Annotated in this window: 14 protein-coding genes; 5 read left to right on the forward strand and 9 right to left on the reverse strand. The window is 41.2% G+C overall.

Annotated features, from left to right (window positions below):
- Positions 1 to 292 precede the first annotated feature (292 nt).
- From SLH55_RS22805 to SLH55_RS22815, 3 genes are all read left to right on the forward strand, one after another.
- Positions 293 to 1,174, forward strand: coding sequence for an ATP-binding protein (locus SLH55_RS22805; protein WP_219169775.1), 882 nt, complete (start codon positions 293 to 295; stop codon positions 1,172 to 1,174).
- A gap of 10 nt (positions 1,175 to 1,184) precedes the next feature.
- Positions 1,185 to 3,104, forward strand: a complete 1,920-nt coding sequence (locus SLH55_RS22810) for a cobaltochelatase CobT-related protein (protein WP_320324535.1) — start codon at positions 1,185 to 1,187, stop codon at positions 3,102 to 3,104.
- A gap of 514 nt (positions 3,105 to 3,618) precedes the next feature.
- Positions 3,619 to 5,193, forward strand: a complete 1,575-nt coding sequence (locus tag SLH55_RS22815; RefSeq protein WP_320324536.1) for a cation:proton antiporter — start codon at positions 3,619 to 3,621, stop codon at positions 5,191 to 5,193.
- Between the two features lie 117 nt (positions 5,194 to 5,310).
- Here SLH55_RS22815 and SLH55_RS22820 read toward each other — a convergent pair whose 3' ends face one another.
- The 3 genes from SLH55_RS22820 to SLH55_RS22830 form a co-directional block, all read right to left on the reverse strand.
- The gene (locus SLH55_RS22820) at positions 5,311 to 6,615 is read right to left on the reverse strand and encodes an aldehyde dehydrogenase (protein WP_219169781.1); all 1,305 of its coding nucleotides are present in this window, start codon (positions 6,613 to 6,615) and stop codon (positions 5,311 to 5,313) included.
- A gap of 280 nt (positions 6,616 to 6,895) precedes the next feature.
- Positions 6,896 to 8,038 (reverse strand): toxic anion resistance protein, encoded by a 1,143-nt coding sequence (locus SLH55_RS22825; RefSeq protein WP_320324537.1) that lies wholly within the window; start codon positions 8,036 to 8,038, stop codon positions 6,896 to 6,898.
- A 14-nt stretch (positions 8,039 to 8,052) separates the two neighbouring features.
- Positions 8,053 to 8,682, reverse strand: a complete 630-nt coding sequence (locus SLH55_RS22830) for a 5-bromo-4-chloroindolyl phosphate hydrolysis family protein (protein ID WP_219169785.1) — start codon at positions 8,680 to 8,682, stop codon at positions 8,053 to 8,055.
- A 262-nt stretch (positions 8,683 to 8,944) separates the two neighbouring features.
- Here SLH55_RS22830 and SLH55_RS22835 point away from each other — a divergent pair, with 262 nt between their 5' ends.
- A complete protein-coding gene (locus SLH55_RS22835; RefSeq protein ID WP_219169786.1) occupies positions 8,945 to 10,126 on the forward strand; it encodes a D-alanyl-D-alanine carboxypeptidase family protein in 1,182 nt (393 codons plus the stop codon).
- A gap of 26 nt (positions 10,127 to 10,152) precedes the next feature.
- Here the strand turns inward: SLH55_RS22835 and yidC are convergent, their stop codons facing one another.
- The 3 genes from yidC to SLH55_RS22850 form a co-directional block, all read right to left on the reverse strand.
- Complete coding sequence (gene yidC, locus SLH55_RS22840; protein WP_219169787.1) at positions 10,153 to 10,914, reverse strand: membrane protein insertase YidC; 762 nt, start codon at positions 10,912 to 10,914, stop codon at positions 10,153 to 10,155.
- Between the two features lie 33 nt (positions 10,915 to 10,947).
- Positions 10,948 to 11,229, reverse strand: coding sequence for a hypothetical protein (locus SLH55_RS22845; RefSeq protein ID WP_320324538.1), 282 nt, complete (start codon positions 11,227 to 11,229; stop codon positions 10,948 to 10,950).
- Positions 11,230 to 11,433: 204 nt separating this feature from the next.
- Entirely contained in the window at positions 11,434 to 11,889 is a 456-nt protein-coding gene (locus tag SLH55_RS22850; RefSeq protein WP_320324539.1) for a cupredoxin domain-containing protein, read from the reverse strand.
- A 165-nt stretch (positions 11,890 to 12,054) separates the two neighbouring features.
- On the opposite strand from SLH55_RS22850, the gene SLH55_RS22855 reads away from it, so the two are divergent.
- Entirely contained in the window at positions 12,055 to 12,405 is a 351-nt protein-coding gene (locus tag SLH55_RS22855) for a DUF1033 family protein (RefSeq protein ID WP_219169791.1), read from the forward strand.
- 42 nt (positions 12,406 to 12,447) lie between these two features.
- Here SLH55_RS22855 and SLH55_RS22860 read toward each other — a convergent pair whose 3' ends face one another.
- Genes SLH55_RS22860 through SLH55_RS22870 form a run of 3 tightly spaced genes read right to left on the reverse strand, consistent with a single transcriptional unit; the run spans position 12,448 to position 16,220 of the window.
- Positions 12,448 to 13,584 (reverse strand): Ger(x)C family spore germination protein, encoded by a 1,137-nt coding sequence (locus tag SLH55_RS22860; RefSeq protein ID WP_219169793.1) that lies wholly within the window; start codon positions 13,582 to 13,584, stop codon positions 12,448 to 12,450.
- Positions 13,581 to 14,693 (reverse strand): GerAB/ArcD/ProY family transporter, encoded by a 1,113-nt coding sequence (locus SLH55_RS22865; RefSeq protein ID WP_219169794.1) that lies wholly within the window; start codon positions 14,691 to 14,693, stop codon positions 13,581 to 13,583. The genes SLH55_RS22860 and SLH55_RS22865 overlap by 4 nt, the downstream gene beginning before the upstream one ends.
- Before the next feature lie 12 nt (positions 14,694 to 14,705).
- Positions 14,706 to 16,220 (reverse strand): spore germination protein, encoded by a 1,515-nt coding sequence (locus tag SLH55_RS22870; RefSeq protein ID WP_320324540.1) that lies wholly within the window; start codon positions 16,218 to 16,220, stop codon positions 14,706 to 14,708.
- Between the last annotated feature and the right edge of the window lie 269 nt (positions 16,221 to 16,489).

Consider the following 16,489-nt stretch of genomic DNA (forward strand, 5'->3'; position numbering starts at 1 on the left):
GTTGATTGGAGCGGAAGGTGCTCGACTCCTGCGGGAAACGCTGGACAGGTGAGACCCCGCAGGCGTAGCCGAGGAGGCTCACCGCCAGCCCCGCGGAAAGCGAGCACCTGGAGCGGAAATCAACCAGCACTCGCTACATCCCAAAGCAACAATGTTTACGAAAACAGCCTTTTTTTATTAAATAAACAATGTAGATTCACTCAAGATAGGACAAATTTGGGCAGACCCTTTGCAGTGGAAGCGCTATACCATGTAGAATGACTAGTATGTGAAATCGAAAGGATGTCAAATGATGAATCAAGATATAAGCTTACCGGAAACGGTCACTCATACGATCAATCAAAGAAAACAAGCATTCGCATCTACAGACCACCCCTCTTTAATCGGTGAAGGTGGTTATACGGCGAGTGAACAGTATATCATCGAAGACAGCATCATCGCGCTTTCCCTTGGAAAAAACCTTCTCCTTAAAGGACCCACGGGATCAGGTAAAACGAAGCTCTCAGATACATTATCATCTATATTCTCTCAACCGATGCACAGCATAAACTGTTCGGTCGATTTAGATGCTGAAGCATTACTCGGTTATAAAACAATAAGTGAAAAAGACGGGAAGAGCACCATAGAGTTTATTGAAGGCCCAGTGATTTCAGCCATGAAAAATGGTCATTTGCTCTATATCGATGAAATCAATATGGCCAAACCCGAAACATTGCCGATTCTAAATGGCGTACTGGACTATAGAAGAAGTATAACAAATCCATTTACAGGAGAAGTGATCAAAGCTGCACCGTCATTCGGTGTCGTAGCGGCCATAAACGAAGGATATGTCGGCACGGTTCCTTTAAATGAGGCACTCAAAAACCGTTTTGTCGTTATTGATGTACCTTATATTGAAGGGGAGACGTTAAAGAGCGTCATTGAAAATCAGAGCAAACTGACGGACACTAAGCTCATCAGCCAATTCGTAAGTTTGTCATCCGATCTATTGATTCAAGTGAAAAACGGCCAGATTTCAGAAGAATCGGCCTCCATACGCGCTCTTCTGGACGCATGTGATTTGGCCCTGTACCTTCCTGCCAAGCGTGCGATACAGAGGGGAATTGTTGATAAGCTTGAAGATGAACGTGAAAAAGCGGCGATCCTCAATATAGCGGAAACAATTTTTGAATGAGGGATTCATAATGCATCGATTCATACAATTCAACGATGAAAACATCGATTCTTTTTTAGTGATGGAAATGGCTGATCTCACGAAAACACTATCAAAAAATGCGGATATGAACTTAAAGTACGGTCCATTTTCCTATTTGGATCTTAAAGAGGAAACGGTCTATGTCAGTCATTTCTGGGATCATCGTAAGAGAGATGAAGAAGTACATGGGTTGAAAAGTGATATCTACTTAAGAACGATCGGTAATCTATACGAGACCGAAAATGAAGATGTAAGGAAATACATCAAGAAAATAAAATCCACTTCCGTTCCACGTTTCGCCAAGCAATTGTTTGTCATCGGAGAAGAAATAAGATTGGAAGAAATTTGTAAATCCAAACGCCCAGGGACGAAAAAACCCTTTGAGACGAGACGAAAATTATATCGTCAGCATTTCGAAGCCCAACTTAAAGTGAATTTGACGAAGAGTGTATTTACAGATGCTTTGTTCAATTCCATCTTCCTTCTTCTACATGCTCAAACTCCTTTGGAACAACCTGTGGAGATAAACGAAGAAATTGATCTTGCCATGCCGTTTATTCACGGTCAAATCACCCGATTCTTTGAGACAGTTTCAACCAGGGATGTTGTGAGGATAGCCCTTGAAATTGTAGAGGTAGTGGATGAAATCGTTCGAAAGGATATGTTGAACGAGTACTTCCATTTACCAGAAGACGTCTATGATGCAGAAGGTCCGTTGAATGAGACTTTTGAGGACATGAAAAGGAAGGACCCCCTTCAGAATCAGGATGTGCTGGAGGAAGACAGCACAGGGGAAGAAGAAGTGATGGACGAAGAATTCCGTACGTGGCACAGGGAAACCAGTGATAAGGGGGAATCATTCCTGCAATTCGATTTAGATCAAGGATCACAATCGGACCTCATGGGGGAAGGGGTCCGTGAAGGGGATGATGGCGACCAGGCATTAGCCATGGTGCAGGGATCTGCCCAGGAGACGGAGAGAGAGCAGTATCATAATGTGAAGGCACAAGAGCAGGAGAAGGAGGAGGCTCTGGGTGGTAATGGTGACTACGGCAGAGAAAATCGCTTTGCTGTCCCACACTTCATCACTCCCACTGTGCCTTCTCCAGAAGAAAGACAAACATATCAGTACAATAAAGGGCTGATTGCCCCTTATCAAAGAAAATTACAAAAAATGATCGAGAAGACACTGGAACATAAGCGGATTCAGCCCCGCAGCGATTTACATTTTGGAAGACTGAACAAGAAGCTATTGAGGTTCTTCACAGATGATAGCCCAAGACTTTTTTATAAAAAGCAAAATCCTTCTTCCGAAATAGATGCAGTGTTTTCTCTGCTCGTTGATTGTTCAGGGTCCATGTTCGATAAAATGGATCAAACCAAGCTCGGAATTACCTTGTTTCATGAATCTTTAAAATCTGTTCGCGTCCCACATGAAGTGGTCGGTTTTTGGGAAGATACCAATCGTGCAACTAAAACCAGTCAGCCCAATTATTTGAACCCTGTGTTGGATTTTTATTCTTCCTTAAAGCCAGGCAGTGGTTCAGAGATCATGCAGCTTCAGCCGGAGGAGGATAATCGTGACGGATTGGCCATCCGTTTAATGACTGAAAGAATCCTGCTTCGGAATGAAAAGCAGAAATTCCTGCTGGTTTTCTCTGATGGTGAGCCTGCAGCTATGGAGTACGAACAGAATGGGATTGTCGATACGCATGAGGCAGTATTGGATGCAAGGAAACAGGGGATAGAGGTCATCAATGTCTTCTTAGCTAACGGTGAGATTGATGAAGCCCAAAGAAGAACCATTCAAAATATTTATGGTAATTACAGCATCCTCGTGTCCGATGTGGAGGAACTACCCGAAGTATTATTCCCTTTGCTTCGAAAATTGCTTTACAAAAGTATATAGATTCAAAGACGACTGCGAAGCGCAGTCGTCTTTTTTTGATTCATGTTGTTGAAGTGGTCCGATGGTTTGAGGATGAACGGATTTCGGTCTTCAGTATGAAATGAAATCAATCCTGCTTCTCATTCAAATGATCAGTTATTCTAATAAACTGAATGTAATAAGTGAAAAGGGGATGGGGATCATGCTCAATACGGATGAATACCATGTAACCATACAAGAATATCACCGTAGGAACCGACAATTGAATCGAGAGGGGTGGGAACAGAAGTCACCCATAATGAAACGACATCTCTCCTCTTGGTTTCGAAAGGGTTACTAAAGTGTTTAGGATTTTATTCACTGAGGAAAAATCTGTATACTAAAGAAGAATGGCCTTAGGGTAAAAATAAGGTCATTCTTTTTTGGTTATCTTAATAAAGTGGGATGGACGGGTGTGTCTATTAGGAGACTAGGGGAAGTTAGAATAATGAAATAATAGGGAAAAGGATATGAAACAAAGGAGGAAGCGACGAGTATGCATGAATTGGATATGCACCATATTTTTGAACTGGGTCTTATGTTAGTGATGTTAGCAGCCGGAATCACTGCGATTGCCAAGAAATTCAAGCAGCCTTATCCGATTGCTCTCGTCATCGTAGGAGCCCTGATTGGATTATTTAATATACCTGTATTGGAACCACTTAAAGATTTCATTACGGAAGGTGAAGTGTTTAATTTTGTCATCATTACACTATTTTTACCGGCACTTTTAGGAGAAGCCGCTCTGAAACTCCCTTATTCCCATCTCAGGGCTAATAAAGAGCCGATCATCGCCCTTGCTTTTGGAGGCACGTTGATCTCATTTCTGATCATTGGTTTTTCAGCTTACTATTTCTTTGATTTCCCCATCCCAGCCGCCTTTGTTTTCGGAGCGTTGATGAGTGCAACAGACCCTGTCAGTGTGTTGAGCATATTCAAGAGTGTCGGTGTGAAGAAACGTTTAGCGGTTGTCATTGAAGGAGAGAGCTTATTCAATGACGGTTTGGCCGTTGTATTATTCAATATCTCTGCCTTTTATCTTGTTTCCTATATCGATGCGGGTTGGGCAGGACTTGGGAGTGGTATTTGGGAATTTATCAGGGTGGTGTCATTAGGTGTCATCATCGGCGGTTCATTAGGTTATGCCTTCTCGATATTGACAAAGTATTACGACGATTATCCCCTTGAGATCATTTTCAGTGTCATCCTCTTTTATGGATCCTTTCTATTGGCAGAAAGTGTTCATGCTTCCGGGGTCATTGCAGTGGTCATATCAGCATTGATCTTTGGGAATTTCGGCGGGAAAATAGGGATGAGTCCGACTACCAAGTTGAATATTAATAGTTTTTGGGATGTTGCAGCCTTACTAGCCAATTCTTTGGTTTTCTTGATGGTCGGCCTCGAGATCACAAGGATCGACCTCCTTGAGAAGTGGCCGTACATATTCGCAGCCATACTTGTCGTATTGGTTGCACGAAGCATAGCCGTCTATACAAGCTTATCCCTTATCGGGAACTTTCCGCATATGTGGAAACACATCCTGAATTGGGGTGGATTAAAGGGTTCACTCTCGATTGCATTGGTCCTAAGCTTACCCCGGGATTTTCCCGGCCGTGAAGACGTGTTGATCCTCGGCTTCAGTGTTGTATTATTCAGTCTGGTAGTACAGGGAATGACCATCAAGCCATTGATCAATGTATTGGGTATTAAGCCCAAAGAGGAAGGTCATGAGGAATTTGAAAAATTACTCAGCCAGTTGCACAGGTATGAAACAGCGATTACAGAGATTCATCGCGTGAAACAGAAACTGTATATCACAGATCCGATCTCGACTGAACTCATTGACACGTATCAGAAAAGAATCGATATGCTCAAAGCACAAATGGATGACTTATTTGAGCGTAACCCTGTCCTTAAACAAGACCAGCTCTCCACTCTGAAAAAACATGCTCTGTATGCAGAATACGAGGCAATTGCCAAGCTCGAGAAAGAAGAAATCATCAGCAGTACCATTGCGGAGAAGGAATATGACAGCATTACAGACAGTATCGTCCATAATGAGGAGAAATAGTGAAAGTATGACTTGTTCATAGATCCAAAACACGTAGCCTGAAAAACAGGCTACGTGTTTTGGGCTATTTCATCTGTATGAAAAATTAAAGATCAGCTTTGTCGAATGATTTACAAGTTAATCATTCGAACGTTTCAATATACTCTTGAAATGTGAGAACGTAACGAAGCTGGCTTTCCCATGATAAGCCCCCATGCCGCTATCACCAACACCTCCGAATGGAAGGTAGTGTGAGGTCATGTGATTGATTGTATCATTGATAGCGCCGCCTCCGAACGATACCTTCGTCAATACTTCATCCTGCAAGCGTTGATCTTCAGAGAAGAGATACAGTGCCAATGGTTTGGGTCGCTTCACAATCGCTTCAATTGCTTTGGATGTTTCATCATACTCTATGACAGGAAGGATGGGTCCAAAGATTTCATCCTGCATGATAGGGTCATCCCAAGAAATTTCATCTAGAATCGTTGGCTCGATTACGAGGTTGCTACGGTCAGATTCACCACCTGTCACAAGCTCGCCATTATCTAAGAAGTCAATTAAGCGGTCAAAGTGTCTTTCACTTACTATGTGCCCATAGTTAGGGTTTTGAATAATGTCCTCTCCGTAGCTCGCTTTGATGGCTTCTTTCATTTTTGTCAAAAGTTCTTCCTTCACATCGCGATGAACAAGTACATAATCAGGAGCGACACATGTTTGTCCGGCATTTGCGAATTTACCCCTTGCGATGCGTTTGGCCGCTTCATCCAGGTTCGCATCAGAGTGGACAATTGTTGGGCTTTTGCCTCCAAGTTCAAGCGTAACCGGTGTCAGATTCTTGGCTGCAGCTTCAGCAACGATCTTCCCGACACCCGTGCTGCCAGTGAAGAAGATATAATCGAAATTCTCCCTGAGCAATGCGGTACTGGTTTCCACTTCACCTTCAACCACGTGGAGGTACTCTTCCGGGAAATGTTCATTGATTATGTTCGCGAGCAGTCGGGAGGTATGTGGTGTCAATTCAGATGGTTTCAATACCGCTGTATTACCCGCTGCAATGGCTCCGACAAGGGGGGCAACAGCAAGTTGGAATGGATAATTCCATGGGGCAATCACCAATACCGAACCAAGTGGCTCGGAATAAATGAAGCTCTTTGCACCTTCGTGTGTAGAAGGTGTATTAACTTCCTTCGGTGCCGCCCATCCAGCAAGATTTTCTATGGTAAAGTCGATCTCACCCAGTACAAGGCCAATTTCTGCCCGTTTGGCTTCAATTTCTGGTTTGTTTAAATCTTCGTATACCGCTTTGATAATATCCTGTTCACTTGACATTATAAGTTCCTTTAATTTTATTAATGTTTCAATTCGGTAATCAATTTCCTTTGTATGTCCTTTATGAAAGAAAGAATGTTGTTTATCTAATAGTAACTGATAATTTTCCATTGAATAAAACTCCTCTTTTAAAGAATTGCGTGGATAATCATGCTTTACTTGATTTTAAATCCATATAAACAGGTATATATTTCTGGTTTTTAAAATAATTGCGTGCAATTTATTGAGGTATCAATTATTTGCATGTGAAGAGCATAATATAACCATTTGGGATATGCAAGACATCTGTTTTACATTTAAAACACTGCAGAAGAAAGCCAGATGCTGTAAGCAAAAAAAAAAACGGCCATTCCCACGCAAAGAGCGGGAATGGCCGGAGAAATTATAAATTTTATTTTCTAATCTCGATAAGTTTTTCCTTCAGGTCATTCTCCATTGTGACCATTTCCTGTTCGGCCTGCTGTCGCTTTTGTCTGCCTTCTGCCTGTATGGCCAATGTTTCTTCAATGGTCGTGATGAGGTTTTCCTGGGTTTTTTTCAGGGTGTCGATATCGATGATTCCACGTTCGTTTTCTTTGGCGGTTTCGATACTGTTCGTTTTTAGCATCTCAGAATTCTTCAATAGCAGCTCATTGGTCGTGCGGGAAACCTGCTTTTGAGCGGCAACTGCCTTCTGTTGGTTCAGCAGTGTAAGGGCAATGGCAATCTGATTCTTCCAGAGAGGGATCGCTGTCAGGACAGAAGCTTGAATTTTTTCGGCCAATGCTTGATTTGTATTTTGAATCAATCTGATCTGAGGCGCTGACTGGATCGTCATCTGCCTGCTTAACTTCAAATCATGGATGCGCTTATCCAAGCGATCTAGGAACTGCATCGTATCATTGACTTCCTGATAGATCAGCTCATCATCGGTCTCTTCAGCTTTCCTCCTTAGAGAAGGGAGAAGGGTTTGACTGATTTCTTCCCTTTTGATTTCAGCAGCTGCAATGTACATATTGAGAGCCTGGAAATAGTCCTTGTTTTTTTCATATAACGTTTCCAATAATCGGTTATCATCAAGCAGGGTCTTTTTTGAGTGCTCCAGTCTCACGGATATACGGTCAATCTGGGAGCCAATCTTCTGGTATTTAGACAGAACTTCCTGAAGGGATGAGGACACTTTGCGGAATAGTTTTTTGAAAACGCCCTTTTGCTTGGCATTCAGCTCATCAGGATTCATCTGCTCGAGTTTTTTCATTAAGTCACTTAGTACGTCTCCTATCGGTCCGATATCACGTTTTTGGACATGATCCAGCATAGAATGAGAAAAGGTAGAGAGCTGTGACTGGGCCGCTGTTCCGTATTTCAATATGGCTTCATAATCTTTATAGTCAATCTGAGCAGCCAGTTGTTTCGCCTTTTCCTGCTGCTCTTTTGGCAAACGGTTTAGCAATAGCGGCGATTTGGTTTGTTCATTAGTAGCAGGCAATTCCTCGCCGAAAGGGTTTGAAAGCAATAAATCCAGTTCTGATTGTTCGTTTCGTTGCTCCATCATAAAACCTCCGAACATTATTTGTGATCTTTAGTATGTGATAAGTGCTGATTAGCGAAATTCAATTCAAATTGCAGGTGATCCATATCTTCTGCCAACACCTTTTGAAGGTCCTTTTCCAAAGAACCCGTCAAGTCATCCAGGGTGGTGCGGGTTTGTTGGAGTGAAAGAAACGTTTCTTTATTTTTGCCGGGTTGAGAAGAAAGGAATGTATACTTTTCAGTAATTTCCACCACAGAATCCAAATGGTAGAAGAAAAAAGACTCAGCTGAAAAGAACCTTTTAGGTTCTTTTTTTACAAGCTGGTATATTCGCCTGCTTATCCTGTTAATTTCCAGTATTTGCTTAAAGGCGCCGAGGGATCGAACCTTTAGTTGCTGTTTTTGTAGTCTTTTAACCTTTTCTTTTGCTTCCTTTAAGTTTCTGTTAATATATCGAAATTCCTTTGAGGAAAGGCCGTTTTTGTTCAACCACCACTTTTTCTGTAGGGCCTTTACAACGATGAATATGAATGCCCCTGTTCCGATGCCTGATAAGAGAGTAAGAGCAAATCCCAGATCAAACAGGAGCAGAAAAGCGATAAAGCTGCTGATTCCTATACTGAAAGAGAGGACCGTTCTTAATAAAAACTGAAGAAATGTGTTCATTTCATCTACCCCTTAATAAAGATGCTTACCATACATACGATTGACGGTGATAAAGGTTTCAAAATATCTATACTATCATTTTATTGTAAAAAGCGGAAAAATGGAAATCATGAAGAGATAATAAAAGAAAAATCGGGCATTTGTGCAAGGAATTGACATCATTCTTTCAATTTCTTAACAATTTTCAGTTGAATGATTATCTGAAATCCTTTTTTGGTAGAATGGTCAAGTGAGTACATTGACAAGACAGGTGTGTGGATATATGAAAAAACGATTGATTGTGCTGATCTTATTTTTCTTTATGACTCCAAGTGTATCAGCTCAACAAAATAATGTGAACAAGCCCAGAAATTTATATAGCGATTCGGCTATTGTGATAGATTCAAAAACCGGAAGTGTCCTGTATTCTAAAAATGGTGATAAGCGGATGAACCCTGCGAGCATCACGAAAATTGCCACGGCGATTTACGCGATCGAGCATGCCAATCTTAATGACCAGGTGAAAATAAGTAAAAAAGCCAGTGATATTGAGGGTTCCACTGTATATTTAACAGCCGGTGAGACGCTATCCCTGGAACAACTTCTTCAAGGTCTGATGGTGAACTCCGGTAATGATGCGGCGGTTGCCATCGCTGAGCATACAGAAGGTTCAGTCAAACACTTTGTTGACCAATTGAATAGGTTCCTTGAAAAGGAAGTGGGGGTAAAAGATACCCACTTCGAAAATCCTCATGGACTTTATGGGGAAAATCACTATACAACTGCTAATGATATGGCAAAGATTACGACCTATGCATTGAAGAATGAACAATTTCGAGTGTTATTTGATATCGATTCCGTTGATTGGAAGTCAGAAGGGTGGAATACGACGCTTTACAATCACCACAAGATGGTAAAAGGTGAGATTCCATATCCAGAAGTGACCGGCGGTAAAAATGGTTTTATTAATGAATCCAGGCACACTCTTGTGACATCCGCTGAAAATGAGAAGTTATCGATTGTAGTCGTTGCGTTAAAAGCTCAGTCAAAAAGAGCCATCTACTCTGATACAAAGAAACTGCTGGATTATGGGCTTACCCAGTTTGAAAGGAATACTATTCCAAAGGAAACCGTCTTTCAATTGAACGGTACTTCCTACACATTGGACAGGGACATTCCATTTACCCAGTCTGTGAGCAGTGGTGTGACACAGAAACTTGAACCTGATGGTGAATTGACCCTGTACAACGAGGACTCTCAAAAAATACAAACTACCATGTTAACACGTGTCAAGGAAACCCACATTGTCCATTCAGAAGCAGTCGCTTCAAGTGAAGATAAGGGGCACTTCTTTGGTAAGCAAATGAGTCAACAGCTCCTTTTCTATCCTTTGATCATATACATGGCCCTTCTCGTCATAGCAGGAGTGTCATTATTTCGAAAGAATTCCTATCATTCATCATAAAAAAGGGAGCCCGGGGGCTCCCTTTTTTATTGACTTTCCTGTTTTTCAATCGTTGGATGGGGTTGATAAAGCATTTTTCCCATCACTGTCTGAAGAATGAGGAATGCACCGCCGACAGTCCAGTAGAGAGGGAGGGCTGCTGGCGCGTTCAGTGAAAAGATAAAGATCATGACTGGTGAAAGCAGTCCCATGATTTTCATCTGAGCCTGCTGTTCTGCAGGGATGTTCATTAACGAGACACGCGATTGAGCCAAGTAAACCAATCCAGCAATGATGGCCATCACATGGTCCGGCTGCCCCAGATTGAACCATAAGAAGGAGTGACTGGCAATTTCTGAAGAAGATCGGATCGCGTAATATAAACCAATCAAGATCGGTGTCTGGATTAACAACGGCAGACATCCCATGTTGAGAGGGTTTACTCCATTTTTTTGGTAAAGCATCATCAATTCCTGCTGAAGCTTTTTCTGCTCATCTTTGTCTTTCGTTTCTTTGATCTTTTTTTGAATAGCGGTCATCTCGGGCTTGATTAATGCCATTTTTCCTTTCATATCTTGTTGGTTTTTGTATGTTTTAAGCATAAAAGGTAAAAGGATCAGACGAATAAGAAGTGTAATCACAATGATGGCCACTCCAAAATTACCACCTAAGAAAGTACCGATTTCATGAATGAGAAATGAAAATGGATTCACCAGATAATCATGAAAGAAAGCCCCATCAGTAGTTGCGCTTTGGCATCCTGTAAGTGTAAACGATAGTAAAATGAAAATGAATGAAATTTTTTTCAATGTAGTTTCCTCCTCTGTATAGGTGCATATTCGTTAGAGATATACAGTAGAGGATTCTTCATCATTATCAGTATGATAGAACTGAAATTTCATACAGGTCGTAAACCAAACCCTTATAGGCTTGATTTCATGTTGGGCAACCTGTTTGACGATCAGATTGGTACCTTCAAGTCTTTTGTCATAATATTGCGTGTAGAGATGAAAGGGAGACGGACACCGATCCCATATCAATGCCAATATAAATAAAAATACGATACTAAAGTGCAAAGGACTTAAGTAAAAATCCAATAAGTCTTGTACAATAATGAATGTCAATGGAGAAGACTCCTTTTACTATTCTAGTTGTAGACGAGTTGTTATTATCACATATAAAGTATACTGCTAATCATGGATAGAATCTATGGTAATTGTTAATACGATTCTGTGAACAAAAGGTTTCATCAATTGAGTTACGAAAAAAAAGATCTCCAGATGGCAGTACACCACTCAGGGAGATCTTTTATTCTGGGGTTGAACGGTTTAATCAACAACGATATAGGCGATCATAGGACCATTATTCTGAATGGTTTCATGTGTTTCGCAAATAAGTCTGTACGTTCCTTCTTTTGAAAAGGTGACATTGATGACTGTTTCCTTTCCTTTTCTTACAGTACCTGTAACATCTGTCCCTTCAATGTAGAAAGGGTGTTCAGTACCGTTGACACCAAAGATGCGGAGTTCAACCTCTTTTCCTTTTTCCACTACGATGGTACCTGGGTCCCAGCGGTATGCTTCGAGTTCTTTACCATCTGCCGTTTGAGACTTGAATTCGCCTGTTACTAACTGAATGACTTGTTTTTCCCCATTTTTCTCCGATAAGGACACCGTCGGATAGGAGTTTTTAGAAGATAATGACCAAATCGTACCGACTGTTATGACCAATATCGTTACCAGAATCGCAATAATGGACCCTTTTTTTAATACTATGAAACTCATTTGTTTTCCCCCTTGTATATTCGGTTCACTAAAGCCCTTTTCTATTAAACCTATGCTTGTACCACAGTGAACTTGTCAATAATTTATTAGAGGGGTAATTTAAATATTTTTCTTTCGACTGTTTTTTTTGTACAATTTGGTCAAGGAAGCAAGGAGGGTGAAGCATTGGATAATACATGGAGAGTGATTACAACCAAAAGTGATGCAGAGCCATGGTGGTTTTTTGAAGGCTGGGAATTGGATATAGTAGAAGAATCGACGTTTGATAACAGGAACGAAGCAGTTGCTGCATTTCTCAAGGAAATGAAACGACTGAGTGAAAAACTACCAAAGTCAAAGACAAAGAAATTTCACTCCATAGCATTTTGGAATCCTGATGAGGTTGATTTTTGCGAAGCCTGCGATGATGATCTGCAGGTTTATTACGGACTGGTCATATTTGAAAATGGTCAGCCGATGGATATAAAGGATGATTCAATCATTTTTGAAATCAACGAACATATTGAATATGCATGAGAAATAGGCCTATCCACCCGTTGGAAAGGCCTACTTCAGTTGTTAATCAATGACACCCGTGCGGATGATATTATTATGCACTTTCACTTCAAATGTAGCCTCTTTATATAGCTTATCCCACTCTTCCCGTGAAATATCCTGATGTCCGCGGATGCTTCTGTACTCCATTCCAAAACCAATCGGATCCGTGCCCTCTTTCTGAAGCATCAGGACCATGTCTTTAATGTTCTTCTCTATATATGACCCAATCTCTCTTTCAAGTAAATGCAATGCTTTCGGCTCCGATAATTTCATTTCCTCAGACATTTCCAGTAAGCGTGATTGAATGTTTAAATTGATGGTGAAAGAAGGTTTATCCGTTTCTTTCGCTGTCACTTTGTGGGATGATTTAATGCTGTCAATCATGATATAGACTTTATCATTTTCTTGGCCAAGATGAAGATCCGTTAAAAAAGGTTCAAATTGTCCAATGGGCAATTCCACTTCGACGCTGCCTAAATCGTAGTCCTCGATAAGAGAGCGAATAAAAAAGATTTTATCCTTTTTAATCTCCTTAATAAATCTATCCCTTGTAAAGAGTGCCATGCCCGATATTCCCACTTTACCATCCTTTGCAGATAAAAGAGGGAGGATGGGGTCTTTACCGACGCTACCGTAATCGGTGATGAATTCTTGCAGGGTGGGGGAGACAAGCATCTCTGCTTCCACATTCTGTCTAACTAAATTGTATAAATAAGTACCCCTGTTAGAAGGAGTCTCTTCCATTTGATAGGTTAAGATTTCTTCAGCTGACGTATCTGCAATGGATAAATACACCATATTACCGATGGATGAGTCTCGTTCAAGCGTATCCACTAAGTGAGCAATCCCTCTACTTGCGAGCTCCCTACCGTAAATGGCTATCCGCAACTGCCCGGAGACCAACTTATGATCTGTTTCCAAATTTTGAGATAATCGAATGCCTTTACTGGTCTTCGATGTGCTCTTCAATACTTTTTCAACATCCTCCATGGCAGGATTGAATTGGTATAGCACCAATGTGCCGTTTATACTCTCATCTTCGTCCTGATCATACCCCACTGCAGTTATCAATCCTAGTTTTTCTAGATATTTTGTTTCTACACAACCGCTTAATAAAAAGGTAGCACATGCGAACAGAAGCATAGTCTTCCTGGTCATATGCCCACTCCCTTTTTCTTTTTACCTAAGTATTTTAGTTTTATCAAAACAAATAAAAAACTTGGATACACAAATGTAAGGATAAAGCTTGCAGAACCAACCTTATCGGTAATCGTATTCATGGTCATTCGGTCCTTTACAAACAGAGAAAAAACCCAGAGCAGGATAGCGAAAAGGTAAATGGCTTTCTTCTGAGAAAACCGAAACACTCTCTTCATACCCCTCGAAGCTACCCAAAAATATAGGCAGATGTTAGGCAAGATGACCATCATCCAAAACGAGACGGCAATAAATTCGAACCGCTCAAGGTTGGGGATTCTTAAAATCTTAAACATGGAGAGAACCGGCCAAATTGTTTTTAGTAATGCATCTTCAGAGAAGAAACCAATACAGACAACCGTAACAAGAGTAAAGAGAAAAGTAGAGTAACCAGTCCCGATAAGGGCGTATTTCAATACCTTCTTTTTTTCCTTCACGTATGGGTAGAGAAATAATACCAAGTCAAATCCGATGATGGTGAAGCTTGATTTATAAACTCCCATGAGAAGTTCTTTGGGAGAAGACGTCAGAACGGGTTGTAGATGATTGTAATCCATGAATTTAATCGGAGTATAAATCATGAACAGAAGCCAGAAAGCAAGGATTAGCCCTAAAAATGCAATTCCAACCACCACTCGTATGCCTCCCATAACACCGTAAACCAATAAAAATAGTAACAACCCCATCAAAAGCCAAGTCGGCATCTTCGGAAAGATCCATGCTTGGACCATTTCTATATAATTCATCAGGATTACGTAGGTGACGCTCAGATAAAATCCGATATAAAGGATATTAAACACCTTACTGATCCAATTTCCGTATAGGTCCATGTGAATTCCATATAAGTCTGCGCTTTCATAGGTTTCAAGTATTTTAATCATCAGAAACAACACGATGCTCACGAGAATTCCGGCTAGAATGACCGAAATCCATGCATCTTTATTAGCTTCCATAAAGATAACTCTCGGTAAACCTGCGATTCCTACTCCGGTCTGGGCGGTATGTAAAACAAACATCATCAGAAATGCGTTAAACATGAGCCGTTCTTTAGGATTAACATTAATTTCCATACATAACACCCTTTACTCGTCAACGTCTTTTTTCTGTTTTGCTTTTTTCAGAGGAATGCGCATCTGGTCCATCGGATGATTGGATACGGGACGTTTAACTAGATACTGGTATGGCAGGCGGAACAGGCTATACTTCAAGTCGGAAAATCTAAAAGGATAAATTGGGGATAAATAAGGCCGTCCCAAAGTTGTGATTTTTAATAAATGAATCAGCAAAAAGCAAAAGCAGAACATGATACCGACACCACCATATAATCCTGCCATCACGATAATCGGGAAGCGTATGATCCTTACTGCTGTTCCGATTGCATAGCTTGGTGCTGTAAAGGAGCCGAGGGCGGAAATGGCGATGATGATAATCAGGATATTACTCGTAAATCCGGCTTGAACGGAAGCCTGGCCGATAACAATCCCTCCTACGATCCCCATGGTCTGGCCGACCTTGGTCGGCAGCCTCGCTCCTGCCTCTCTTAACAATTCAATGATGAATTCGAGTAGCAAAGCCTCGAATACAGGAGGAAAAGGGACATTGGACCGTGACTGACCAAGGGACACCAGGAGTGCAGAAGGAATCACTTCATAGTGGTATGTTAGAACGGCCACATAAGCAGGAGTGAGAAGGATTGAAAAAAAGATGGCGACAAACCGTATCATTCTAAGAAACGTTCCCATATTCCATCTCATGTAGATATCTTCAGTGGATTCAAAGAAATTCATAAAGGTTGACGGTCCGATAATTGCCGTGGGGCTTCGGTCCACCAATACCGCTATTTTCCCATGAAGTAGGGAAATGGTACATCGATCAGGGAGTTCAGTTGTAATGAATTGTGGGAAAAAGGTTAAGGAATTGTCTTCTATCATCTGGGCGAGAACCGTTGAATCAACAATGCTGTCTACTTCGATTTCTGTGATGCGTTGTCTGAAGGTATTGACGTTTTCTTCTTCTGCAATGTCCTTTATGTACACCATCTGAACTTTTTTCTTTGTTCTTGCCCCGATTGTGTATGTTTCTACACATAGTTTTGGATCATTAATGTTGGAGCGTATCAAATTCAAGTTTTTCGTTATTGACTCTGTGAAAGAAATTTTAGGGCCAAATACAAGCGATTCCGTTTCCGCTTTTTCCAAGGCACGTGTACCCTTATCCGAAACATCCGCCAATATGCCGTGCGTATCTCCTTCTCTAAAAATATAGGCAGTGCCGTTGACAAGATTATCGACTACATCATTGATGGAATTAGTAACTGTGAGTTTTGCGATATTGATTGTATCTTTGATCTTTCGATAATTTACTTCTCCATCGGCTTCTTCAAGTGGCCGAATAATGCTATCTTGCATGGAGGTGGCATTGACCATGTCGTCAAAGTATGTCACAGCGATTGATTGATCTCCATTTATGATGGTCCTCAAGACTAAATCTTCACTATTGCTTACTAAATAGAGTAATTCTTTGTGAAAAGTCTCAATGTCAAAGCTATGAGGGGATTCTTGTTCTATGTCCTTATCCACTTTTCTTCGTCTAAACATTGATTTCAACACCCTAAACCTAAATTTAATGATTAGATTTCCCATGTAAATGATTCTTACTCATGGAGTTGCCTCGTTCATTTAATAAGGCTGTTTTCGCAAAGATCGTTGCTATTCGCATACAAACTAAGATTTACGATGCTCTGTCATATAGTGTGTGGTGCTGGAGGGTGAAGGGAACTGCTCCGCTTTCCACGGACGTTCGACCGAGCCTCCTCAGCAAAAACCGCTTCCGGGGTCTCGGCACGCCCGTTTTCCGTAGGAGTCTA

This window comes from Rossellomorea sp. YZS02 (assembly GCF_033963925.1).
In the GTDB taxonomy this organism is placed as follows: domain Bacteria; phylum Bacillota; class Bacilli; order Bacillales; family Bacillaceae_B; genus Rossellomorea.

What these genes read in the sequence shown, in the direction of transcription:
- SLH55_RS22865 (WP_219169794.1), bottom strand. Translation starts at nt 14,693, where the DNA reads ATGGAAATTAATGTTAATCCTAAAGAACGGCTCATGTTTAACGCATTT.
- SLH55_RS22850 (WP_320324539.1), bottom strand. Translation starts at nt 11,889, where the DNA reads ATGAGTTTCATAGTATTAAAAAAAGGGTCCATTATTGCGATTCTGGTA.
- SLH55_RS22820 (WP_219169781.1), bottom strand. Translation starts at nt 6,615, where the DNA reads ATGGAAAATTATCAGTTACTATTAGATAAACAACATTCTTTCTTTCAT.
- SLH55_RS22860 (WP_219169793.1), bottom strand. Translation starts at nt 13,584, where the DNA reads ATGACCAGGAAGACTATGCTTCTGTTCGCATGTGCTACCTTTTTATTA.
- SLH55_RS22870 (WP_320324540.1), bottom strand. Translation starts at nt 16,220, where the DNA reads ATGTTTAGACGAAGAAAAGTGGATAAGGACATAGAACAAGAATCCCCT.
- SLH55_RS22825 (WP_320324537.1), bottom strand. Translation starts at nt 8,038, where the DNA reads ATGATGGAGCAACGAAACGAACAATCAGAACTGGATTTATTGCTTTCA.
- SLH55_RS22830 (WP_219169785.1), bottom strand. Translation starts at nt 8,682, where the DNA reads ATGAACACATTTCTTCAGTTTTTATTAAGAACGGTCCTCTCTTTCAGT.
- SLH55_RS22805 (WP_219169775.1), top strand. Translation starts at nt 293, where the DNA reads ATGAATCAAGATATAAGCTTACCGGAAACGGTCACTCATACGATCAAT.
- SLH55_RS22835 (WP_219169786.1), top strand. Translation starts at nt 8,945, where the DNA reads ATGAAAAAACGATTGATTGTGCTGATCTTATTTTTCTTTATGACTCCA.
- SLH55_RS22815 (WP_320324536.1), top strand. Translation starts at nt 3,619, where the DNA reads ATGCATGAATTGGATATGCACCATATTTTTGAACTGGGTCTTATGTTA.
- SLH55_RS22810 (WP_320324535.1), top strand. Translation starts at nt 1,185, where the DNA reads ATGCATCGATTCATACAATTCAACGATGAAAACATCGATTCTTTTTTA.